The organism is Priestia sp. 53B2, assembly GCF_056099005.1.
The window spans coordinates 687,194-705,087 of the sequence record NZ_JBLZXA010000020.1 but is presented as its reverse complement, the minus strand read 5'-3'; the positions used below and the strand labels follow the sequence as shown (position 1 = coordinate 705,087).

Here is a 17,894-nt window from a genome sequence, read left to right as displayed (position 1 = left end):
GCTCCTTCGCCGCCTTTTCATTCGTTATCCAAAAGAGCAATTTTTTATCTACCTATAAGGAAAGCACGTCCCACTTCATATGTATGCATCTAGAGCTCATTTAAGACTGCCTCAGCGCTTTTTACACGTTTCTTTTAAGGAGTTATACTCATCAGCAACAAAAGCTGCCTGACAAGCATCTGATACTTTATGAAAACCGTTTTCCTCAAAAAAAAGCTGATGCATACGCATCAGCTTTTTAAAAACATTATTTTACAATGTGAATTGGGCTTCCAATAGCTACTTCAGCAGCTTCCATTGTGATTTCACCTAATGTTGGGTGAGCGTGAATTGTTAATGCGATATCTTCAGCTGTTACGCCAGCTTCGATAGCAAGACCAAGCTCAGCGATCATGTCAGATGCGCTAGGTCCAGCGATTTGAGCACCAACAACTACTCCGTCTTCTTTACGAGTGATAAGCTTCAAGAAGCCTTCTGCAGCGTTAAGTGCAAGCGCACGTCCGTTAGCAGCAAATGGGAATTTAGAAGCTTTAACAGCTAATCCTTCTTCTTTCGCTTGTGCTTCAGTATAACCTACAGATGCAAGCTCAGGCTCAGAGAATACAACTGCTGGAATTCCTAAGTAGTCAATTTCAGCAGGTTCGCCAGCAATTACTTCAGCTGCGATTTTACCTTCGTAAGAAGCTTTGTGTGCAAGTGGAGGTCCAGTTACGATATCACCAATTGCAAAGATGTTGCTTACAGATGTACGAGTTTGGTTATCGATTTCGATAAGACCACGGTCAGTCATTTTAACGCCAACTTGCTCAAGACCAAGCTCATCAGTGTTAGGACGACGACCTACAGTAACTAATACGTAGTCAGCATCGATTACTTTTGACTCTCCGCCTACTTCAAACGTAACTTGTACGCCGTCAGCAGTTTCTTCAACGCCTTTAGCCATTGCTTTTGTATAGATTTCAACGTTTCCTTTTTTCTTAAGGTTACGTTTAACAAGTGAACTCATTTGTTTTTCAAAACCAGCTAAGATTTCATCAGCAGCTTCTACAAATGTAACTTCTGTACCGAAGTTAGCAAAAGCAGTACCAAGCTCAGTACCGATGTAACCTCCGCCAATTACAACTAATTTTTTAGGAACTTCTTTAAGCGCTAGTGCACCTGTAGAGTTGATTACGCGCTCAGAGAATTTGAATCCAGGGATCTCGATTGGACGAGAACCAGTTGCAAGGATAGCATTTTTGAATTTGTACGTTTGTGCAGAATTTTCATCCATTACACGTACAGTTTCGCTGTCAACGAAGTAAGCTTCACCTTTTACGATGTCAACTTTGTTACCTTTAAGAAGGCCTTCAACACCGCCAGTAAGTTTGTTTACAACGCCGTTTTTGAATTCTTGAACTTTAGAGAAATCAACTGTTACATTCTCAGCGATAATCCCCATGTCTTCAGAATGTTTAGCGTGTTCAAAACGGTGACCTGCAGCGATTAATGCTTTTGAAGGAATACAACCAACGTTTAAGCATACGCCTCCAAGGTTACCTTTTTCTACGATTGTAACTTTTTGACCTAATTGAGCTGCACGAATTGCTGCAACGTAGCCACCAGGGCCAGCACCAATGACAAGAGTATCAGTTTCGATTGGGAAATCTCCTACTACCATTTATTACGCCTCCATTAATAATAATTCTGGATCATTTAATAAACGCTTGATTTGGTTAAGAGCGTTTTGAGCTGTTGCGCCATCGATAATACGGTGGTCAAAGCTTAGTGATAATGCTAATACTGGAGCAATTACAATTTCACCGTCGCGTACAACTGGTTTTTCAGCGATACGTCCGATACCTAGAATTGCAACTTCTGGGTGGTTGATAACAGGAGTAAACCATTGTCCACCAGCAGAACCGATATTTGTGATTGTACAAGAAGCGCCTTTCATTTCAGCAGGAGCTAATTTACCATCACGTGCTTTTCCAGCAAGGTCGTTAATTTGATCAGAAATTTCGAACACAGATTTACGATCAGCATTTTTCACAACTGGTACTAAAAGACCTTTTTCAGTGTCAGCAGCGATACCGATGTTGTAGTAATGTTTTTGAATTACTTCATCTGTAGAGTCATCGATTGAAGTGTTAAGAGCTGGGAACTTCTTAAGTGCTGAAGTTAACGCTTTTACCACGTAAGGTAAGAATGTTAATTTAATACCTTGATCTGCTGCAACTGTTTTGAATTTTTTACGATGAGCAACAAGAGCTGTTACATCGATTTCATCCATTAATGTTACGTGTGGAGCAGTGTGTTTAGAGTTAACCATAGCTTTTGCGATTGCACGACGGATACCGCTCATTTTCTCGCGAGTTTCTGGTAGGTCGCCTTCAGGAATAGCTTGTGCTGCTGCTGCTTTTGGTTCAGCTGAAGCAGTTTCCTCTTTAGCTGGAGCTTCAGCAGTTGCTGTAGCTGTAGAACCACCAGATAAGAAGCTATCGATGTCATCTTTAACAATACGTCCGTTTTTACCTGAACCAGGAACAGCTTTAATGTCTACACCTTTTTCACGAGCATATTTGCGCACTGAAGGCATAGCAATTACTTTACGGTTAGGATCAACATCAGCTTGTGCTGCAGGAGCTGTTGCTTCTTCAGTCACTTCTTCAGTTGAAGCTTCTTCTTTAGCTTCTTCTGCTGGTGCATCATCATGATCGTCACCTTTGAATTTTAAGTCTTCGTATCCAGGAGCATCAAAAGTAACGATAACTTGTCCTACAGTAGCTACTGTACCTTCGTCAACTTTTACTTCTAATACTTTACCTTTTACAGGAGATGGGATTTCAACAACAGCTTTGTCATTTTGTACTTCTGCTAGTACATCATCCTCATCAATTTCATCTCCAGCTTTTACGAACCATTTTACAATTTCACCTTCGTGGATACCTTCACCGATATCCGGCAGTTTAAATTCAAATGCCACGTGTCTTCACCCTCCTAGTTAGTTGCGTTCAATTTGTTAGTGTTTATTTTATCTAAGACAGAAATCAGCACAAAGCTGATTTCTATCACAGTAAAATGCTAATTAAAATTCAAGTACTTTCTTAGCTGTTTCAACGATATCTTTGTGGTCTGGTAACCATACGCCCTCAGCTTGAGAGAATGGGAACACAGTATCCGGTGCTGTTACACGTAATACTGGTGCTTCTAAGCTTAAGATTGCACGATCGTTAATTTCAGCTACAACGTTAGCTGCGATACCAGCTTGTTTTTGAGCTTCTTGAACTACTACTACGCGACCAGTTTTTTCAACTGATGCAAGAATTGTATCGATATCTAAAGGTTGAACTGTACGTAAGTCCACTACTTCAGCAGAGATACCTTCTTTTTCTAGTTCTTCAGCTGCTTTTAATGATGAGTGTACCATTGCACCGTAAGCGATAAGCGTTACGTCTGTACCTTCACGTTTCACATCAGCTGTACCTAAATCAATTGTGTATGATTCTTCAGGTACTTCTTGACGGAATGAACGGTAAAGCTTCATGTGCTCTAAGTATACAACCGGATCGTTATCACGAATTGATGAAATTAAAAGACCTTTTGCATCGTATGGAGTTGAAGGAATTACAACTTTTAAACCAGGTTGAGATGCTACGATACCTTCTAAGCTATCAGCGTGAAGTTCTGGTGTATGAACGCCTCCACCAAATGGTGAACGGAATGTGATTGGTGCATTCCAGCGACCGCCAGAACGGTAGCGCATACGTGCAGCTTGACCTGATACAGAATCAAGTACTTCGTATACGAAACCAAAGAATTGAATTTCAGGAACCGGACGGAAACCTTGAGTCGATAGACCCACAGCAAGACCACCGATACCAGATTCAGCTAATGGCGTATCGAATACGCGATCTTCGCCGAATTCTTGTTGAAGACCTTCAGTCGCACGGAATACTCCACCGTTTACGCCAACGTCTTCACCAAAAACTAATACGTTTTCGTCGTTTTTCATTTCTGTGCGTAACGCATCAGTAATCGCTTGAATCATTGTCATTTGCGCCATGGCTTACTTCGACTCCTTCTCTTTGTAGATTTCATATTGCTCTTGTAAGTTTGAAGGCATAGTTTCGTACATGATTTCCATTAAATCTGTAACTTTTTGTTTTGGATAATCGTCAGCCTTCTTAATAGCTTGTTTGATATCTTCTTTAGCTTGCTCGATTACTTTGTTTTCTTCTTCTTCATTCCAGATGCCTTTAGCTTCTAAGAATTTACGGAAGCGAACAAGTGGATCTTTCTTTTCCCACTCAGTGTCAAGCTCAGCTGTACGATAACGAGTTGGATCGTCACCAGCCATTGTATGTGGACCATAACGGTAAGTTAATGTTTCAATTAAAGTTGGACCTTCACCGTTTACTGCACGCTCACGAGCTTCGCTTACTGCAACGTATACTGCTAGTGCATCCATACCGTCTACTTGAACGCCTGGGATACCAACAGCCGCTGCTTTTTGAGCGATTGTACGTGCTGCAGATTGCTTTTCAACTGGTGTTGAAATTGCAAAGCGGTTGTTTTGTACAACAAAGATTGCTGGAGCTTTGAATGCACCTGCGAAGTTCATACCTTCGTAGAAGTCACCTTGTGAAGCTCCGCCGTCACCTGTATAAGTGATTGCTACTGCTTTTTTACCGCGCTTTTTAAGACCTAGTGCCACACCAGCAGTTTGCACGATTTGTGCACCGATGATGATTTGTGGAGAAAGTACATCTACACCTTCTGGCGCTTGGTTACCGTGGAAATGACCACGAGAGAATAAGAACGCTTGATATAGTGGAAGACCATGCCAAATTAACTGAGGCACATCACGGTACCCAGGTAAAATGAAGTCTTCTTGTTCTAATGCGAAATGTGAAGCGATTTGAGAAGCTTCTTGCCCAGCAGTTGGTGCATAGAAACCTAAACGACCTTGACGGTTCAATGAAATTGAACGTTGATCAAGAATACGAGTGTATACCATGCGAGTCATTAACTCTTTTAATTTTTCGTCAGATAAATCTGGCAACGCTGATTTATTTACTACTTCGCCCTCTTCATTAAGAATTTGGAACGTTTGGTACTGCTCAGCGATTTTATCAAGTTGCTTTGATACATCAATAATAGCCTTTTTAGTTTTAGCAGCCATCTAAGTCACCTCTTCCTTTCATTTAAGCCGTATAAATTCATTTTACTAATCAAACAAACATACACGCTTTTAGAATGTCCCAAATGGACAAGTAAAAGTCATATTTTGTCGAGTAGCTTTTTGAATTCGCTAATCCTTAACATTTCTATGTATTCCCCAGCGAATTCGGTGCAAACATTTACGTAAAAGGAAAGTTTAAGCGAAACGAGCGTTTCGTTAAACTGTATTAATTATTTTGCAAAAATGATTAATACAACACTTACTACGCTACCTAGTTTACAATACACTAAAACAGTTCGTCAATGCATTTACATCAAGAAATTACGCTTTTTTAGTTTGTGAAATAAAACACATAAAAAAGACATGCTGTACTATTACACAGATACAAACTGTATTATATGTTTTATAATAACCTTCTCTTTTTTTACGTCTACACATCTCCTATCTTGCCACAAATAAACGATTTTTTAAAACAATAACCTTTTGTAATTTTTACTTGAATCATGTCGAAACTCTTTCTTTATTTCAGAAAACCTTCCTTTTCAGCCAAAAAAGACCTGTAAACTTCACAGGCCTTCTTAATTATCCTCGCTATTTTTCACCTTTAACTTCGTTTTGTTATAAAAATCCTCTTTGGCTTTGTTATAGTCAGCTGTTAATGTGTTAAACGTTTCTTTTTTCTTTTCAACTTCTTTATAAGTAGCATTGATCGAAGCAATTTGTGTTTCAAGATTCTCTAATTTTACATTGTCTTTTTCAAAGAGCGTATATAGCTGACGATCTAATTCAATGGAATGAAGATAGGCATCATGTAAGGACTGGTAGGCATTATAACGCTTCTTCATTAACGAAGATAGTTCAAGCGCCTCTTCTTTTGCTTTGCCATCCTCTAACTTTTGGATCTTCGGCTCTGTCGCTTCAAATTGTTTTTGCGAAGCGCTGATGCTTTTTTCTTCTTTTTGTAATTTACTTTCACGCTCATCTAATAACTGCTGCGCTTTTTGTGCTTTATTTTTTATTTTCTTTTTATCTTTAATCCCTAGCTCAATAATTTGGTCGTATATCGCATTTTCTTGCTGTTCTAAATCAGCTAACGGTTTTTGCTGATCTGCAAATTGCTTTTCTTGTACTACCACTTTTTCTAATCCATTATATACCTCAAGTTCAGGCGATGAGCCTTCTGCACAGCCTGCTAGTGACATAGCAGCAATGCCGACAACTATATATCTTCCGACGCATTTCATATCTGGTAAATCCTCCCTTATTCATGGGTCATTATACAATTTTTGTAGGAAATTAGCAATTTATCTACACCCTTTTTCCACCTTTTAATATATTATACTAACCCAATGGTGAAAAAAAGGGAGTTTATTACTTTTTACCTTGGGATTGATAACTACGGGAGGTTACATTATGTTGGGTTATGGTGGATATGGCTGCGGCGGTTCTAATAAAGGTTTTGTGTTATTAATCGTACTGTTCATTTTATTAGTTATTATCGGCTGCAGCTGTGGCGGCTGGTAATTATACAATAAAAGCGGCTAACGGTCGCTTTTATTTTTTCTTATGCATGTTTTTCCATATGCTTGATGCATATAATTAGTAGAAACATTTATGTGGTCAAGGTCGAGGTAATGACTTTTTTATACGGATTTGGTACACTTTATACCTATAAAATAGCCTAGGGAGATGTGAAAGTTGATTACAATGAACGATATTATTCAAGACGGACACCCAACGCTGCGAGAAGTAGCAAAAGAAGTACCGTTACCTGCTTCTGAAGAAGACAAAAAGATTTTACATAGCTTATTAGAATATGTAAAAAACAGCCAAGATCCTGAAATTGCTGCTAAATATGAACTGCGATCTGGTATCGGGCTTGCCGCTCCTCAAATTAATGTATCAAAACGAATGATTGGGGTACACGTTACGGATGAAAAAGGCAAGCTATACAGCTATGCATTATTTAACCCTAAGATCATTAGCCACTCAGTAGAAAAGACATACCTTACAGGCGGTGAAGGCTGCTTGTCTGTCGATCAAGATATCCCAGGATTTGTTCCTCGATATGCACGCATCACAGTAAAAGGCACAACGCTTGAAGGCGAGGAAGTGAAAATTCGTTTGAAAGGCCTTCCTGCTGTCGTATTTCAGCACGAAATTGATCATTTAGACGGAATTATGTTTTATGATTACATTAATAAAGAAAATCCATTTCAAGAACCTGAAAATGCTTTTCCATATGAACGCTAAAAAACGCGAGCTAGAGCTCGCGTTTTTCTTACTTTAATAATCCTACTAGCTCTAATCCATGAAGAATACCATCTTCTGCTACATCTTTTGTAACAAGATTAGCAACTTCTTTCACAACTTCTTCCGCATTTCCCATCGCTACGCCATTCCCAACAAATTCCAGCATTTCGATATCGTTTAAGCCGTCTCCGAATGCATATACATCTTTTTTGTCAAAGCCAAGCTTTTCAATCATGGTCTCAATTCCTCGCGCTTTTGATCCACCTTTTGGCAGAACATCAGTTGAAAATTCATGCCAGCGAATAAAGTCAAATTTCTTAAATTTTTCTTCATAAGGCGCTTCTTCTCCCGCTGTACAGAATAAGAGGGATTGATAAATTTCACGCCCTTCGAAATAAGTAGGATCGTGGTGAGGGTGGGTAAATCCAATTTTCAGCGTGCTGATGCTGGATTCGATATAGTCATGAAACTCAATGTTTGATTTCATATCTTCATGATCCATGTATACGACAGGGTGATCATGCTCAACAGCAAAAGCTGTTAAATCTTGAAGCTCTTCTTTATTTAACGGGTTTTTGTAAAGAACTTCTCCATTTAAAACAATGTACTGACCATTAAAGCTAATATATGTTTGAATATCCAACTCTTCACGCAGATCTTTAAACATAAAAGGAGCCCTTCCAGTTGCGATTGCCACTTCATGCCCCTGCTCTTTTAACAGCTGGACAGCTTTTTTTGTAGAAGCAGGCAGTTTTTTATCATGATCCAATAACGTTCCATCAATATCAAAAAAAACAATCTTTCGTTCCACGTTTATCACCTTATTTTTTATAATTTTTTATCTCTTTGTTAAGCCTTTCCAATTATATCAAACAAGCGCTCGTTTCTCTATAAATGGACGGTCTTATTTACATTTTTTCCATATTTAACCATGAGAAACCTCTCCCTTTTCATCATATAATAAAAGTACAGAGAGAGACAGGCAGGTATCGCAAAAAAACAAAGGAGCTGAAAAATCATGTTAAAAGATTTTCGAAAAAGGCTGCTAAAACGCTGGAATGAATTATTGCGTAAAAAAACGATGGCATAATCGATTTTTTTAGGGCTTTCTGTTGTAAAATTTGCAGAGTGTGTGTCTGCATCGTACAATGGAATAGCCCTTATTTTTTATACGCCCGGAAAATATAGTCTTGTATCCGTTTCCTATTAATATTATTCTATAATTAATTGACTTGTTATATTTAGATGACTAAAATGTAGTGAAAGCGAGTTTCTTTAGAAAATACATGAAATACATACACATTTTATAATATAATAAAATAAGTTATTTGAATTTCGGAATTAAGGAGAGATTTTTGTTATGATTTTTAAAGTTTATTTTCAAGAAAAAATGAATGAAGTAGCTGTACGTGAAAATACAAAAACAGTGTATGTGAACGCAGATTCTGAGCGTGACGTTCGTAAAAAGTTAAAAGCGCGTTCAATTAATATTGAGTTTGTTCAAGCAGTGACTGGAGACTATCTAGAATATGAACAACAGCATGAAGATTTTAAAGTATTGGAGATATGATGAAAATGAAATTTGTAAAAAATAATCAAACGGCAGTTTTCGCCCTGGGTGGACTAGGCGAAATCGGTAAAAATACGTATGCCGTACAGTTTCAAGATGAAATTATTCTTATTGATGCAGGAATTAAATTCCCTGAAGATGAGCTTTTAGGAATTGACTACGTTATTCCTGACTACAGTTACTTGGTAAAAAATGCAGATAAAATCCGTGGCCTTTTCGTTACACATGGTCATGAAGATCACATCGGCGGAATTCCTTACTTATTAAGAGAATTAAACATTCCTATTTATGCAGGGAAATTAGCCCTTGGGCTTCTTCGCAACAAATTAGACGAGCATGGGTTGCTTCGTACAGCTCAGCTTCATGAAATTACTGAAGATGACGTAATTAAATTCCGTAAAACATCGGTAACGTTCTTCCGCACAACTCACAGTATTCCTGATTCTTACGGAATTGTGGTAAAAACACCAAACGGACAAATCGTACATACAGGAGATTTCAAGTTTGATTTTACACCAGTGGGCGAACCGGCTAACTTAACAAAAATGGCTGAAATCGGTAAAGAAGGCGTTCTATGCTTGCTTTCAGACAGTACAAACAGTGAAATTCCTAACTTTACGATGTCTGAGCGCCGCGTAGGTGACAGCATTCATGACATTTTCCGTAAAGTAGACGGCCGTATTATTTTTGCAACGTTTGCTTCAAATATTCACCGCTTACAGCAAGTAGTGGAAGCAGCCGTATTGCATAACCGTAAAGTTGCTGTATTCGGACGCAGTATGGAAGCAGCTATTGAGATTGGCCAACAGCTTGGGTATATTTCATGTCCAAAAGATACGTTCATTGAGCCTTCTCAAATTAACCGAATTCCAGCTAACCGCGTGACTATTTTATGTACAGGCAGCCAAGGTGAACCGATGGCAGCGCTATCTAGAATTGCAAATGGTACTCATCGCCAAATTCAAATTATCCCTGGAGATACGGTTGTATTCTCATCTTCACCTATTCCAGGAAATACAGTAAGTGTTAGCAAAACAATTGATATGCTATTCCGTGCAGGAGCTGAGGTTATTCACGGTGCTCTAAACGATATCCATACTTCTGGACACGGTGGACAGGAAGAGCAAAAATTAATGCTTCGTTTGATGAAACCAAAATACTTTATGCCAATTCACGGTGAATATCGCATGCAGAAGATGCACATCAAACTTGCAACAGACTGTGGAGTTCCTGAAGAAAACTGCTTCATTATGGATAATGGAGAGGTGCTAGCTTTAAGTGACAGCGAAGCTTCAGTAGCCGGCAAAATCCCTTCAGGCTCTGTATATATTGACGGAAGCGGAATTGGTGACATTGGAAATATCGTACTTCGTGACCGCCGCATTTTATCTGAAGAAGGTCTTGTTATTGTGGTTGTAAGCATCAATATGAAAGATTTCAAGATCGCTGCTGGTCCAGACATTATCTCTCGTGGTTTTGTTTATATGCGCGAATCTGGCGACTTAATTAATGATGCACAGTCCCTCATTACAAAACACTTGAACAAAGTGATGGAACGTCGTACGTCACAATGGTCTGAGATTAAAAATGAAATCACAGACACATTGGCTCCATTCCTTTACGAAAAAACAAAGCGCCGTCCAATGATTTTACCAATCATTATGGAGGTTTAATAAAAGAAAAAGAGCGGATGCAATTGCATCTGCTCTTTTTTATTAAGCACTGGCAAATTTATTTTCGAAGCGGTTGATATCTGCATCTGCTCCAATAACAATCAACACGTCCCCTTCTTGAATCGTTTCGGACGCCTGAGGAGAAACGATGATATCTCGATCACGCTTAATGGCTACAATGTTAATTCCATATTTGGCACGAATGTCTAACTCAATCAGCGTATTGCCAGCCATTCTTTTGCTCGCTACTAATTCGACAATGCTGTGTTCTTCAGATAGCTCTAAATAATCCAGCACGCTGTTTGAAATCATGTTGTTGGCAATTCTTCGTCCCATATCTCGTTCGGGATGCACGATAAAATTAGCGCCAATTTTTGATAATACTTTAGCATGATAATCATTTTGCGCTTTTACCGTTATTTTTTCAACGCCCAGCTCTTTTAAAATAAGAGTCGTCAAAATACTTGCCTGAATATTGTCACCAATAGCTACGATAACGTGATCAAAATTACGAATTCCTAAACTTTTTAGAACCCCTTCATCCATTGAATCGCCTACTACTGCATGGGAAGCAACGTTAGCATACTCATTCACCTTTTCTTCATCAATATCAATCGCCAGAACTTCCATTCCTTGATCGCTTAACGTTTTACAAATACTTCCTCCAAATCTACCTAATCCGATGACTGCAAATTCTTTTTTCATTTGAATTCCTCCATTATGTACAGGGAAAAATCTGAACTACCGTTATTTTACCACAATTCTTTTGTATCAACCTCATTTTCCCGTTAACACTTATATCTCTTTACTATTTCTCACACTCATAGAAAAACAGAAGGATCAGCTCCCTCTGTTTTTTAAGCTGTAGCATGGGTTTGAACAAGGTAATAATATACGCCTTTTTGCTGCATTAGTTCCCCGTGATTCCCTGTTTCAATAATGCTACCGCGATCTAATACAATAATGTTACCTGCTTCTCGTATAGTAGATAACCGATGAGCAATCATGATGGCAGTTCTGTTTTTTAACAGCGTTTTAAGCGCCTGCTGAATCTTCACTTCTGTTTCTGTATCGATGCTTGCTGTCGCTTCATCTAAAATGATAATACGAGGATCAGCCAACAGCGTTCGAGCAAATGAAATCAATTGACGCTCTCCCACGGATAAGACGTTTCCTCGCTCTTCTACTTCCGTATCATAGCCTTTTTTCAGACGCTTTATAAAATCTGCAGCCCCTACCGCTTCTGCGGCCTTAATCACTTCATCATCAGTAGCATCCGGTTTTCCAAACCGAATGTTTTCCATAATGGTTCCTGAAAAAATAAAGGTTTCTTGCAGCACAATACTAATTTGCGCTCGTAAACTCGCTAACGTAATATCTTGAATAGGTATATTATCAATTAAAATCTGCCCTTCGTTCACATCATAAAAACGGGTGATTAAATTAGCAATGGACGTTTTTCCAGATCCAGTATGCCCCACTAAAGCAACCGTCTGGCCTTCTTTTATGTCAATTGATACGTTGTTTAGAGCTTTCCGCTTCCCATCATAAGAAAATGAGACGTGCTTGAACTCAACTTTTCCTTTCATATCCTCTAAAGACGTAGCGGTTTCCAAATCTGCGACGAGAGGTTTTTCATCTAGAAATTCAAAAATACGCTCGGATGAAGCCATTCCCATTAATAATTGATTATACACTTGCCCTAAACGAGAAATCGGTTCCCAAAACATTCCAAGATAAAAAGCAAATGATACAAAAATACCAATTGTTAGCCGTTCATCTTGAATAAGTACAGCACCGAACCAAATTAAAATAGCCGTTCCGACAGCATTTGTGAGTTCTACAAACGGTCGAAACATGGCATTTTTTCGAGTAGCTTGCCTCCAGCTCTCGTAATTTTCACTGTTTATGCGCTCAAAAAACAGCATATTTTCTTGTTCTTGAGCAAATGATTGAGTGACGCGAATGCCTTGAATACTCTCATTTAAATGTGAATTTAATACTGACTGCTTCATACGAACAACTTGCCACGACCGACGAATTCTTCTTCTCAGCTTTGTGGAAATCAAGAACATAATCGGTAAAATGATTAAAACAGCACATGTCAAAGCAGGACTGAGAGAAAATAATATAACTACAATCCCAACTAACAATAAGAGGTCCATAAACAGGTTAACTACCCCGTTGGTAAATAAATCTTGAAGAGAGTTAATATCATTCATGATCCTTACAAGAATAGAGCCTCCTGAACGCGTATCAAAAAACCGGTGCGACAGCCCTTGAATATGCGTAAATAAATGTTTTCTTAAATCATATATAACGTGCTGCCCGAGTTGATTCATCCATTTAATTCGAAAGATATTCGAAATATAAGATAGTACATACAAGCTAAAGATTATGAAAACTAACTGCATGAGCAGCGTGCTATTCTTATCTTTTACAGCATGATCAAGCGTATATACACCTATCAAAATAGGAATAGCGAGTCTGATGACCGTCGTGATAATGACCATAAGAAACGAGAAAGGAAGCAAGTTTTTTCGATATGGATGAAGATAACGAAACAAGCGGGCCATTTGCTTCCAGTTAAACATCTTATCAATGATTTGATCTGTTTGATAATAAAAGCGCTCTCGCACAACTTTATTTTTTCCGGCTTCCATTCTATTCCTCCCTTGTTATACGTTCATCACCGACGTATTGCTTTCATATTGAATGTCATAAATATTTTTATAAATCCCTTGCTTTTGAATGAGCGTTTTATGGCTTCCTCTCTCTTTTATTTGACCTTCATGTAAAACCAAAATTTCATCGGCATGTCGCAAAGAAGAAAGGCGGTGTGCGATAATAAACGTAGTACGATTTTTCATCACTTCTTTTAAAGCTAATTGAATTTCTCTTTCTGTTTTCATATCAACGGCACTCGTCGCATCATCTAATACTAAGATGCTAGGGTTTAAGATAAGCGCTCGTGCAATCGCAATGCGCTGCTTTTGTCCGCCTGATAACCCCAGTCCTCTCTCTCCCAGCATCGTGTCATATCCATCTGGAAGCTCCATAATAAAGTCATGCGCCTGCGCTCGTTTTGCAGCATCAATAATGTCTTCTCTAGAAATACCCGGCACGCCATAAGAAATGTTGGTTCCTATGCTGCTTGAGAACAAAAACGTTTCTTGAAGTACAAAGCCAATTTCTTTCCGAAGAACAGGGAGCGGATACTCTTTAATCGGACGATGGTTAACTAAGATTTGCCCTGAAGTCGGTTCGTAAAACCTCGTGAGCAGCTGTGTTAAGCTTGTTTTGCCGGCTCCAGTTGCTCCGATTAAACCTACTACTTTTCCTTTAGAAGCAGAAAAAGATATGTTCTCAAGCGATTTTTTTTCTTCGTTTGGATAGGATAAGCTAACATGTTGAAACTCGACCGTTCCATTAATAGAGAAACTTCCGGCATGCTCATGGACTTTTTCTTCTTCTTCTAAAATTTCTAGCAGCCTTTCACCTGAAGCTTTAGACTGTGAAAACATATTGATAACAAACCCTAGATTCATAATAGGCCACATTAAATAAGAGGTTAAGCTAAAGAAAGCAACAAGCTCTCCCGGACGTACGCTTCCGTCCATAACAAGCGCTCCTCCGTACGCAAGGAGACCAACAATAGATAAGTTTCCTATAAACTCCATTAAGGGGAAATAAGTTGCCCACACATTCGCGGTTTCAATGTTTCGATTTTTATAAACTCCGTTGGAGTCGTTAAATTTAGAGGTTTGAAATTTTTCTCTTGATAATGACTTGACCGTTTGTATGCCGCTTATATTTTCTTGAACATTTGTATTAAGTTCCCCAAACGATTGGCGAATTAAGCGAAACGCTGGATGAACGCGTTTATCAAAACGATAAACAGCTACCCCCAAAAAAGGCAGCAGGCAGATTGTGACAAGAGTGAGTGAAATAGAGTAATAGAACATAACGGAAAAGCTGGCAGTAAGTAAAATAACGAAGCGAATTAATTCTGAGAAGCCAAAAGATAGAAAAAAACGAAACCCTTCTACATCAGCTGTCAACCTGGACATCAAGTCCCCTGTTTTAGCATTGTCATAGTAAGAAAACGGTAAATACTGAAGTTTGCGGTAAAGTTTATTGCGAAGAGTATACACGGACTTAATTCCAAATAAGTCGCCGTAATATTGCTGAATATATGTAAAGATTCCTTTGACAATCATCAGCCCAATAAAAATAAATGCTACATTATCGACTAGCTGATATTGTTTTCCTAACACAATATGATCAATCGTATATTGCAGCACAATAGGGTAAATCACAGTGATGGAGGTTACAAACAACAAGCAAATAGCAGAATAAAAAAAGTACATTCGGTACGGCAAATAAAAATCTTTTAGTTTTTTAAACGTTTCCATATACCCCGTCCTTCCTTTAGCTAAAATGTGGCACACATATTTAAATATATCGGTTGCCGAAATAAATTACCATAATTTTTAAATATTTTTTCAAAAAAAGGTAAATAGTCATAAAAAAAGAGGCTGGGATATAACTAAATGAATTCAATCTAAAGATGAACAAATGGAATACATTAGTTGAACTGCTAGAAAGATCTACACAGACGAAACTATTCACCATAACAAAAAAACGAACCACTAATCAAACATGTTGATCAATGGTTCGTTTTTCAATTCGTCTAAAATACGTTTGTCCCAGCCTCTTTTTTTATTGTTTTTCTACTGCATGTCCGCCGAATTCATTGCGAAGAGCGGCAACTACTTTACCTGTAAACGTATCGTCTTCAAGTGAGCGATAGCGCATCATTAACGATAGAGCAATAACTGGCGTTGGCACTTGTAAATCTAAAGCTGATTCAACCGTCCATTTTCCTTCACCGGAAGAATGCATAACTCCTTTAATACTGTCAAGTTTTGCATCTTTTGAAAATGCACGTTCCATTAATTCGATTAACCATGAGCGAATAACAGAGCCATTATTCCATACGCGGGCTACAGCTTCATAGTCATAGTCAAATTCACTTTTCTCTAACACATCAAAACCTTCAGCAATTGCTTGCATCATGCCGTACTCAATTCCGTTATGAACCATTTTCAAGAAGTGGCCGCTTCCTGCTGCACCTGAATAGAGATAGCCGTTTTCTACGTTGATGTCGCGGAAAATAGGTTCGATTGTAGAAAATGCTTCTTTATCTCCCCCAATCATCATACAAGCGCCATTTCGGGCACCTTCCATTCCGCCGCTTGTTCCGACATCAAAGTAGTGAATTCCTTTTTCAGCAGAAGCTGCAGCACGTCGTACAGAATCTTTATACTTGGAATTACCGCCTTCAATAATCATATCTCCTTCTTCAAGTAGTTCTTGGAGCTCAGAAATTACTTTTTCTGTGAGCTCCCCAGCCGGAACCATTACCCAAGCAATGCGTGGTTTTTCTAATTTGCTCACTAATTCTTTAATGGAAGAAGCGCCTTCTGCTCCCTTTTTTGATACTTTCTGTACGGCTTCGTTGTTCACATCGAATGCTACCACAGAATGATTATGATCTAGTAAATTCAATACTAAGTTTGCTCCCATTTTCCCTAAGCCAATCATACCTAATTTCATATGTAAATTACCTCCAATAGTAAGTTTCGTATCATGTTGTTAGTGTTAGTATGGTGTAAACTCACAAGAAAAAATCCACATTTTTATATTTCCTCTATCAGTTACTTCTTACACACAAAAAAGAAAAACATTCGATGCAAGTTCTACTAAGCATCGAATGCTTTTCACCTGTTACAGCTGCCTGTATTTATTCGTTCTCGCCTAATACACGATTCACGCGCTTTTCAAGCATTTTCATACCGCTTCCACCAGCTTGGAAGTGGCGTAGTTGACCTGTTTTGTCAAATACATAATATGCCGGTACATATTGATTTTCAAATGCATCCGTTAATTTATGCTCACTGTCTACAAAAATTGGCTGCGTAATATCATGTTCTGCTGCTACTTCTTTAATTTTTGATAAGTCTAAATCATCTTCAGAGCGCGGCATATGAACTGCTACTACGTTTAATTGATCTTTGTATTGGTCGCGAAATTCATTTACTTGAGGCATTGCTTCTTTACATAAATGACAGCTTACTGACCAAAAATGAATAAGCGTTGGCTTTTCGCCGATTAGCTGCTCTTTTGTAACCTCTCCGTTTAACCATTCTGTAGCGCCCGTTAACTCAGGCATTGGCTGACGTAATTTCATGAATAAAAGCCTCCCTTATTCTCACTATTATTGACTATATGTTCTTTATTATCCGATGAAAAAAAGGCCTAACGTGGACGTTAGACCTTTTAAACGTTGTGCTTACGCGTTTAAAGTAGCTTGACCTGGTTTCCAGTTAGCTGGGCAAAGTCCGCCAGTTTGTAACGCTTGAAGAACACGTAAAGTTTCATCAACGTCACGGCCAATATTGTTGTGGTTTACAACTGAATATTGTAATTCGCCTTCTGGGCTGATGATGAATAAACCGCGAAGTGCTACACCTTCTTCTTCAATTAAAACGCCGTACTCACGAGAAACAACGTGATTTGTATCAGCTGCTAATGGATATTTAAGATCACCTAAACCATTATCTTTACGATCAGTGTTGATCCAAGCTAAGTGTGTATGGATTGTGTCTGTAGAAACACCGATTACTTCTGCGTCAAGATCTTCAAACTCATCATAACGGTCAGAAAGTGCAGTGATTTCTGTTGGACATACAAATGTAAAGTCCATTGGATAGAAGAATAATACTGTCCATTTGTCATTTTTAATATTTTCTTCTAAGCTAACTTTACCGAATTCTTTGTTTGATAATACAGCTTCCATTTCAAAGCGTGGAGCTTGTTTACCTACCATACGTTCTGGCATACATGATCCCTCCAAATAATTATTAAATGAGAAAATGTATAAAACATTCTCACTTATGTACTGTTATAACGGTTTTCATTATAATGGATATTGTTTTTTTAGTCAATATTAATTAAGAATGAATTTAAACAACATCTTATAATGGTAACATAGTTGTTATGCCCGCCTTTAAGGCAAATTAAACTCTGCCTTTAGCAAAAAAATGCTATAAAAGGGTTGCATTTATTTACCTTCTCAGTTTAGCATGTCTAATATCGGGAATAAACAAATGTGCTCATACTCTTACAAAATCTTTTCCGCAGAATAAATTCCCACTTATTAATATTGAAA

At 38.3% G+C, this 17,894-nt stretch carries 16 protein-coding genes; 4 read left to right on the top strand and 12 right to left on the bottom strand.

The window, feature by feature from the left end; genetic code table 11:
- Positions 1-247: 247 nt before the first annotated feature.
- The 5 genes from lpdA to ACN6NE_RS17675 all read right to left on the bottom strand — a co-directional run bounded on the left by lpdA (position 248) and on the right by ACN6NE_RS17675 (position 6,408).
- Positions 248-1,660 carry a dihydrolipoyl dehydrogenase gene (lpdA, locus tag ACN6NE_RS17695; protein WP_013082295.1) on the bottom strand — a complete coding sequence of 471 codons (1,413 nt, stop codon included), beginning with the start codon at positions 1,658-1,660 and terminating at the stop codon, positions 248-250.
- A 3-nt stretch (positions 1,661-1,663) separates the two neighbouring features.
- Positions 1,664-2,965 carry a dihydrolipoamide acetyltransferase family protein gene (locus ACN6NE_RS17690; protein WP_028407941.1) on the bottom strand — a complete coding sequence of 434 codons (1,302 nt, stop codon included), beginning with the start codon at positions 2,963-2,965 and terminating at the stop codon, positions 1,664-1,666.
- 102 nt (positions 2,966-3,067) lie between these two features.
- The gene (locus ACN6NE_RS17685; protein WP_013056055.1) at positions 3,068-4,045 is read right to left on the bottom strand and encodes an alpha-ketoacid dehydrogenase subunit beta; all 978 of its coding nucleotides are present in this window, start codon (positions 4,043-4,045) and stop codon (positions 3,068-3,070) included.
- A 3-nt stretch (positions 4,046-4,048) separates the two neighbouring features.
- Positions 4,049-5,164 (bottom strand): pyruvate dehydrogenase (acetyl-transferring) E1 component subunit alpha, encoded by a 1,116-nt coding sequence (gene pdhA / locus ACN6NE_RS17680; RefSeq protein WP_474326241.1) that lies wholly within the window; start codon positions 5,162-5,164, stop codon positions 4,049-4,051.
- Between the two features lie 578 nt (positions 5,165-5,742).
- Positions 5,743-6,408 (bottom strand): YkyA family protein, encoded by a 666-nt coding sequence (locus ACN6NE_RS17675; RefSeq protein ID WP_129707136.1) that lies wholly within the window; start codon positions 6,406-6,408, stop codon positions 5,743-5,745.
- Between the two features lie 169 nt (positions 6,409-6,577).
- Here ACN6NE_RS17675 and ACN6NE_RS17670 point away from each other — a divergent pair, with 169 nt between their 5' ends.
- Both ACN6NE_RS17670 and def read left to right on the top strand, forming a co-directional pair.
- The gene (locus ACN6NE_RS17670) at positions 6,578-6,688 is read left to right on the top strand and encodes a YjcZ family sporulation protein (protein WP_016763434.1); all 111 of its coding nucleotides are present in this window, start codon (positions 6,578-6,580) and stop codon (positions 6,686-6,688) included.
- A 174-nt stretch (positions 6,689-6,862) separates the two neighbouring features.
- Complete coding sequence (gene def, locus ACN6NE_RS17665; RefSeq protein ID WP_098621494.1) at positions 6,863-7,417, top strand: peptide deformylase; 555 nt, start codon at positions 6,863-6,865, stop codon at positions 7,415-7,417.
- Between the two features lie 28 nt (positions 7,418-7,445).
- Here the strand turns inward: def and ACN6NE_RS17660 are convergent, their stop codons facing one another.
- A complete protein-coding gene (locus ACN6NE_RS17660; RefSeq protein ID WP_129707134.1) occupies positions 7,446-8,228 on the bottom strand; it encodes a Cof-type HAD-IIB family hydrolase in 783 nt (260 codons plus the stop codon).
- Positions 8,229-8,777: 549 nt separating this feature from the next.
- On the opposite strand from ACN6NE_RS17660, the gene ACN6NE_RS17655 reads away from it, so the two are divergent.
- Both ACN6NE_RS17655 and rnjA read left to right on the top strand, forming a co-directional pair.
- On the top strand, positions 8,778-8,987 hold the full coding sequence (locus tag ACN6NE_RS17655) for a DNA-dependent RNA polymerase subunit epsilon (RefSeq protein WP_057238645.1): 210 nt from the start codon (positions 8,778-8,780) through the stop codon (positions 8,985-8,987).
- 5 nt (positions 8,988-8,992) lie between these two features.
- Positions 8,993-10,660, top strand: coding sequence for a ribonuclease J1 (rnjA, locus tag ACN6NE_RS17650; protein WP_013056048.1), 1,668 nt, complete (start codon positions 8,993-8,995; stop codon positions 10,658-10,660).
- 42 nt (positions 10,661-10,702) lie between these two features.
- Here rnjA and ACN6NE_RS17645 read toward each other — a convergent pair whose 3' ends face one another.
- The 6 genes from ACN6NE_RS17645 to ACN6NE_RS17620 all read right to left on the bottom strand — a co-directional run bounded on the left by ACN6NE_RS17645 (position 10,703) and on the right by ACN6NE_RS17620 (position 17,564).
- Positions 10,703-11,365 carry a potassium channel family protein gene (locus ACN6NE_RS17645; protein ID WP_013056047.1) on the bottom strand — a complete coding sequence of 221 codons (663 nt, stop codon included), beginning with the start codon at positions 11,363-11,365 and terminating at the stop codon, positions 10,703-10,705.
- 152 nt (positions 11,366-11,517) lie between these two features.
- Positions 11,518-13,323 (bottom strand): ABC transporter ATP-binding protein, encoded by a 1,806-nt coding sequence (locus ACN6NE_RS17640; protein WP_474326233.1) that lies wholly within the window; start codon positions 13,321-13,323, stop codon positions 11,518-11,520.
- Positions 13,324-13,338: 15 nt separating this feature from the next.
- The gene (locus ACN6NE_RS17635) at positions 13,339-15,075 is read right to left on the bottom strand and encodes an ABC transporter ATP-binding protein (RefSeq protein WP_129707129.1); all 1,737 of its coding nucleotides are present in this window, start codon (positions 15,073-15,075) and stop codon (positions 13,339-13,341) included.
- 307 nt (positions 15,076-15,382) lie between these two features.
- Entirely contained in the window at positions 15,383-16,279 is an 897-nt protein-coding gene (gnd, locus tag ACN6NE_RS17630; protein WP_129707127.1) for a phosphogluconate dehydrogenase (NAD(+)-dependent, decarboxylating), read from the bottom strand.
- Between the two features lie 187 nt (positions 16,280-16,466).
- A complete protein-coding gene (locus tag ACN6NE_RS17625; RefSeq protein WP_013056043.1) occupies positions 16,467-16,913 on the bottom strand; it encodes a redoxin domain-containing protein in 447 nt (148 codons plus the stop codon).
- A gap of 102 nt (positions 16,914-17,015) precedes the next feature.
- Positions 17,016-17,564 carry a peroxiredoxin gene (locus ACN6NE_RS17620; RefSeq protein ID WP_014461006.1) on the bottom strand — a complete coding sequence of 183 codons (549 nt, stop codon included), beginning with the start codon at positions 17,562-17,564 and terminating at the stop codon, positions 17,016-17,018.
- Positions 17,565-17,894: the final 330 nt, after the last annotated feature.

Bases quoted from the DNA above. Each gene is read 5' to 3' on its own strand.
- lpdA (WP_013082295.1), bottom strand. From the start codon at position 1,660: ATGGTAGTAGGAGATTTCCCAATCGAAACTGATACTCTTGTCATTGGT.
- ACN6NE_RS17685 (WP_013056055.1), bottom strand. From the start codon at position 4,045: ATGGCGCAAATGACAATGATTCAAGCGATTACTGATGCGTTACGCACA.
- pdhA (WP_474326241.1), bottom strand. From the start codon at position 5,164: ATGGCTGCTAAAACTAAAAAGGCTATTATTGATGTATCAAAGCAACTT.
- ACN6NE_RS17675 (WP_129707136.1), bottom strand. From the start codon at position 6,408: ATGAAATGCGTCGGAAGATATATAGTTGTCGGCATTGCTGCTATGTCA.
- ACN6NE_RS17670 (WP_016763434.1), top strand. From the start codon at position 6,578: ATGTTGGGTTATGGTGGATATGGCTGCGGCGGTTCTAATAAAGGTTTT.
- ACN6NE_RS17655 (WP_057238645.1), top strand. From the start codon at position 8,778: ATGATTTTTAAAGTTTATTTTCAAGAAAAAATGAATGAAGTAGCTGTA.
- rnjA (WP_013056048.1), top strand. From the start codon at position 8,993: ATGAAATTTGTAAAAAATAATCAAACGGCAGTTTTCGCCCTGGGTGGA.
- ACN6NE_RS17645 (WP_013056047.1), bottom strand. From the start codon at position 11,365: ATGAAAAAAGAATTTGCAGTCATCGGATTAGGTAGATTTGGAGGAAGT.
- ACN6NE_RS17640 (WP_474326233.1), bottom strand. From the start codon at position 13,323: ATGGAAGCCGGAAAAAATAAAGTTGTGCGAGAGCGCTTTTATTATCAA.
- ACN6NE_RS17635 (WP_129707129.1), bottom strand. From the start codon at position 15,075: ATGGAAACGTTTAAAAAACTAAAAGATTTTTATTTGCCGTACCGAATG.
- gnd (WP_129707127.1), bottom strand. From the start codon at position 16,279: ATGAAATTAGGTATGATTGGCTTAGGGAAAATGGGAGCAAACTTAGTA.
- ACN6NE_RS17625 (WP_013056043.1), bottom strand. From the start codon at position 16,913: ATGAAATTACGTCAGCCAATGCCTGAGTTAACGGGCGCTACAGAATGG.
- ACN6NE_RS17620 (WP_014461006.1), bottom strand. From the start codon at position 17,564: ATGCCAGAACGTATGGTAGGTAAACAAGCTCCACGCTTTGAAATGGAA.